Source organism: Okeania sp. (assembly GCF_983059655.1).
Map to the genome: position 1 here is coordinate 1 of NZ_CEZPJD010000350.1, position 5547 is coordinate 5547.

Here is a 5547-nt window from a genome sequence, read left to right on the forward strand (position 1 = left end):
GATAATTGATAATTACCTCTGGTTAAAACCGCTCTTGATTGAATAGAAGGAGATATTATTTCTTCTCTTGGTTTATTGGATATGGCGATCTTCGGAGCGGCTCTGATAAGAGCAGGGGACCTCGTCATCCGGAGACCGCTTTTTTCCCTTTAAAAGGGGAGGCTTTAAACCAAAATTATTTAATAATTAATAATTAATAATTCGGTAAAAGTCCCCCTTTATTAATCTCCCTCCCGTCCCCCTTGGGAAGGGGGAAAGCCAGAGGATGCTAGGCTTTTTGTTGAATGGGCGATGCGCGGGAGCATTCGATGTAGTAAATGGGACTTCTCAGAGAACCTCTGAACTTCCGCGTAACAGCACTAGCTTTTAACTATTTCTCCAAAGTCGGCCAATACCCGTGCATTATTGCGGAGTAAGCCTAATAAATTTAATCGATTCTGTTTAATTTTAGCGTCAGAATCCATTACTAAAACGCTTTCTGGCCCATCAAAGAAATTACTAACAGTTGGGGCAATTTTTGCCAAAGTATCTACTAATTGTTGATAATTTCTGGTTTGTTGAGATACTTTTGTTTGGGGTACTAAATCAACTAAAGCATTATAAAATGCTAATTCTGATTGACTTTTAAACAAATTTAAATCCACATTTTTTTCAGGTGCAAGTTGGATAAAATCCAACTCACCTTGAGCAGCCAAACGAGTTGAACGATTAACAGTTTCATAGATTTGGTCAAGCAGACCATTTTGTCGAATACTTTGCAAGAAAACTGCACGGTTCCGTACATCTAATAAATCTTTTAATGCTCGTTCGGTATATTCAGAATCATTATTACCTAACACAGCATTTACCAGATCGTAATCAATATTTTTTTCCTCTTGTAAAATAGTTTTAATTCGTTGTAGAAAGAAATCATATAATTGTGGCAATAAACCTGACTCTGCTTCTGGATAAAACTTAGTAAAATCCACAGCAATTTTTTCTAATAATTGATGTAAATTTATTGGCAAATCCGCTGACCAAGTGATATTTACCAATGCATTTGCTGCCCGACGTAAAGCAAAGGGGTCGGAGGAACCTGTGGGTAACATTCCTAAGCCAAAAATACTTACCAAAGTATCAAGTTTATCTGCCAAACTCACAACTTGACCGCTAATACTTTCAGGTAAAATATCTCCAGCACCTCTAGGCAAATAATGTTCAAATATTGCCATTGCTACGGCTTCATTTTCCCCACAAGCACGGGCATATTTTTCTCCCATTATTCCCTGAAGTTCGGGAAATTCATAAACCATTTGAGTTACTAAATCAGCTTTGCAAAGTAGAGCTGCTCTTTCTATATTTTTGCTTTCTTCTTGACTGACTTTTAACTGTTCAGCTATTAACTTAGCTATATTAACAATCCGTTCTACTTTTTTCCGCACTGAGCCTAGTTTAGCTTGAAATGTTACAGCTTCCAATTCAGGTAAATAGCTTTCTAATGGTTTAGCTAAATCTGCTTTATAGAAAAATTGCCCATCAGCTAATCTAGCTCTAATTACTCGTTCGTTTCCTTTAGCAATAATCTCTGACTTTTCCGGGTCGCCATTAGAAATAGTAATAAAATATGGCAGTAGTTCAATTTTTGCTTTAGCAGTTTTTGTGGATTTCAAAACAGGAAAGTAACGCTGATGTGTCACCATAACCGTTGTTGTTACTTCCGAAGGCAAAATTAAAAATTCTTCGTCAATTTTACCAACTACTGCTGTTGGCCATTCAACTAAATTTGTAACTTCTGCTAATAATTCTGTCGGAACTTCTGCTGTTCCTTGAATTTTTTTTGCTACAGTTTGTATTTGTTGTTCAACTTGACTCTTTCTTTGTTGAAAATCTACTTCTATATAAGCCTTTCTCAATACTTCTGCATAATCTTTTGCCTGGTTAATTTCAATAGATTCAGGATGTAAAACTCTATGTCCGTAGGATACACGACCAGAGGTAATTATCTCAGAGCCATTTTCTAAATTTATCGGCAATATTTCCCCATCTAATAATGTTACTAACCATCGAATAGGACGAGGAAATTTGATATCTCCATCTGCCCAACGCATAAATCTTTTACCTTCAAGTTTATTAATCCATTCAGGTACTAATTTTATGAGAATTTCTGCTGTTTGTTTACCCTGAATTTTTTTATTAACAAAAACAAAATCTCCTTTTTCTGTCGGGCGTATTTCTAGGTCTTTTAATTCTATTTCTTGTTTTTTAGCAAAGCCTTCTGCTGCCTTTGTAGGTTTACCATCTTTAAAAGCTGCCTTTGCCGGAGGACCTTTAATTTCTTCTTCTCGGTCTGGTTGTTTAGTAGGTAAATTTTTGATGACAACAGCTAAACGTCTTGGTGTGGCATATATTTTAATTCCATCATTTGTTAAGTATGTCTCACTCAAGGCAGTAGGGATAAGTTTTTCCCACTGTGATATGGCTTCAGAGACAAAAGTTGCGGGTAATTCTTCTGTACCAATTTCTAATAAAAATGTCGGCATAGCAAAATATTTACAGATTTGGATATTATTAGTTAATTAAAACAGTTTACCGAAAAATTGAGTTTAAATCTTCCTGTCTCTAATACTAAATATTAGGCATTTTTGCCACATCTTCTTGAAAGCATGCATGCAAAGTCTGTAAGCCCTAGGTAAATTAAAGAATAATATCATTTCTCAAAAACTTTTCTACGTTTTATTGAGTAGAGGAGTGGGTAGGGATATTTCATGCAACGTTCGTACAGGAAATGAATCTACCCTTCTGCTCCCAGGAGGGGAAGTAAATATAAGAATAATTAACATTAACTTTAGTAAAATCAGCAAAAAAAATATTCTCCCTATGTTAATTATTTAAAAACTGAAGTTTTGCCTAACTATAGCATTACTTTTGGGAATTGGTATAAGATATTTTTATGAAGTAAAAATATAGGAATTAGGAATAATTTTGATAGATATTAAATAACAATTAAGATAGATGAAAATCTTTTTATCTTATGTCTCCTGACTCTTAATTACCATTAAAATCTTGCAACTGAAATATAATTACTTTTTTTGCTAAAATATAATTGAACCTAACTTATGACTTAATCATTGAAGTGTTTAAGAATAAATATTTTCATATGTATAAAAAAGAATAAACTTTCACTAATATCTGCTATTCTTTATAAAATAATTAATCTTCTACTATAAGCTTGCAAATATGTTATATTAAGTTTAGTTAAACTAATCATCAATAACTTATTAATCCAGCACATACTTCGGGCAAAAATAAAAATTAAATTTTTTTTCTTCCTAAATATTTATATTTCCGGTCTTCCAGTACTTATTCAGCGAATTTTGCAATATATTTGACTATTTTGTGTCTTAAGAGACAGACTTAGTCAACAAGGATATTTATTTCGCGATCGCTTTTATTCCCTGTTTGTATGATAAATAATAATAAATCAACCGTACTTAGTTAATAGTTTCAAGACAGAGTCATAATCATACCTGTATTAATAATTAAATCCAGGATTTAAAATAAACTTTGTGAAGCAAAAACGTCAAATCAGGATTATAATTATTGTTAAAGGTGTAGAATAAAATTATGCCAATCACCTTAACTTGAGCCATCAAGATTCATATTTTTGAAGTCAAACATTGAGTAATCCGAAATTAAATCAGGCATAAATGAAAGATATAGTCAAAGACTAAAAGATTTAGCTGATAACTATTTAAAGAATTTATTCTCATTCAATTCTCAGCAAATAGTATTTACTCATTCAATTTTATCTCTTATTTTAGGGCTGATTAGGTTAAAATAAAATTTGATGAAACTAAATTAAAGTTTCTCTTCAGGTCAAAGGCCATGATATTTGAATTACTCACTCAGATGTAACTGAAATTTTCCTATCCTTATAGAGATTCAATTTTGTTATGTCCAAAGCCAGAAATTAGGTAACCTAAGATAATCATTCTTGCATAAGCAAACATTACCAGAGGTATATTCCTCTACCCCGGAAACACTCTAGCTTACTAAAAAGTCACACTATGACCACTTTCAATATGTACATGGCTGCCGCAACCAAAAATAAAAGCCCTTATGCCTGCACTCCTAGGGATATTGCTAAATTGAACACATCAGCAATTATGGCTTGTGGGTTGACAATGACCTACCAATCTGGAAAACAGTCATACCAGGTACTGAAGAATATTGACTTGACAGTAAACAAAGGTGATGTCCAGCTCTTGATGGGACCATCTGGTTCTGGTAAAACAACTTTACTGTCAATCTTAGCAGGATTGTTAACACCCACATCTGGTAGAGTATGTCTCCTGGGACAAGAAATTACTAAAATGTCCAGAAGCCAACTAGCCAAGTTTAGACTTAAGAATATCGGCTTTATTTTTCAGGGGTTTAACTTGTTCCCGGCATTGACGGCGAGAGAAAATATAGAAGTGGCTCTGAATATGAAGGGTATCAAGGGTAAAGCAGCAAAACATGAAGCTCAGGTACTTTTAGAGCAAGTAGGACTAGCGCCCCAGGCCAAGCTACATCCAAGAGATTTATCTGGTGGCCAAAAGCAAAGAGTGGCGATCGCCCGCGCACTATGTGGAAGTCCAAGGGTAATCATGGCTGATGAACCCACAGCAGCATTAGATTCTCACAGTGGTCATACAGTGATTGAATTACTGCGTCGTCTGGCCAAAGAAGGTGGTTGTACAGTGTTGATGGTAACTCACGATCCTAGAATAATAAGTTCTGCCGATCGAGTAGTTTATCTTGAAGATGGGGTTGTGCAGGAAAATAAACAACTATCTGAATAATATCTTGTAGTTTTAATAATATATTCACCTCTAAAATTATTCTAACTTTCCAGATATTAATCTAAGTCTGGGAATTTAATTTCTTTTGTTTACCTTTACTTTGTTTTTATAGCAGTCGAAACAAAGTTTAGAACATTTACAAAGGCTTAAACTCAGTGAGGGATTACTTTTAACTTTTAACTTTTGCCTTTTGCCTTTTGCCTTTTGCCTTGCGCGGAGCGCTATATTAGCTACTTCTATATTCTTTTATTTAATTGTAAAATTTGTTCCTCGATAACACCCTTGAAAAGAAGTTAAATTAGTATTAGTAATTTGCTCAAGTTTAGTTACTAATGAGGCAGTACTAGGATGATGGTGAGATTTATCCCACTGATAGGCAAATTCACCAAGATATCTACCTGTCCCTTGATAACTAAATTCTGCTATGGGTATCCCAGAAATACCAGAAATTTCTTGGTCGTGATACCCATTAATAATTACTTTCTCTAATTTAACTTCTTTGCCCAAAGTAACATTCCAATGTACAGGTTCATAAGAAGAGAGAGCTAAAATTACAGGTCGATTTTTTCGTTCTATTTTTACATCAATAGTACCTGTAGGATGATAACCACTATAATGATCTGAACTTGCTTCATAAACACCTACTAAGTGTAACTCTTTCTCTCCATTAGAAGTATTAAAAAAAGATGAAAAATCATTACTACCTCTAACACCACAAGCAACA

At 34.0% G+C, this 5547-nt stretch carries 2 protein-coding genes and 1 pseudogene; 1 reads left to right on the forward strand and 2 read right to left on the reverse strand.

The window, feature by feature from the left end; all coding sequences use genetic code 11:
- Nucleotides 1-359: 359 nt before the first annotated feature.
- The gene (gene glyS, locus AC3DU7_RS18845; protein ID WP_488040852.1) at nucleotides 360-2519 is read right to left on the reverse strand and encodes a glycine--tRNA ligase subunit beta; all 2160 of its coding nucleotides are present in this window, start codon (nucleotides 2517-2519) and stop codon (nucleotides 360-362) included.
- 1626 nt (nucleotides 2520-4145) lie between these two features.
- Between glyS and AC3DU7_RS18850 the strand changes: the two genes are divergently transcribed.
- A complete protein-coding gene (locus AC3DU7_RS18850) occupies nucleotides 4146-4823 on the forward strand; it encodes an ABC transporter ATP-binding protein (protein ID WP_488040857.1) in 678 nt (225 codons plus the stop codon).
- 246 nt (nucleotides 4824-5069) lie between these two features.
- Here the strand turns inward: AC3DU7_RS18850 and AC3DU7_RS18855 are convergent.
- A pseudogene (locus tag AC3DU7_RS18855) lies at nucleotides 5070-5547 on the reverse strand (hypothetical protein); the annotation flags it as partial.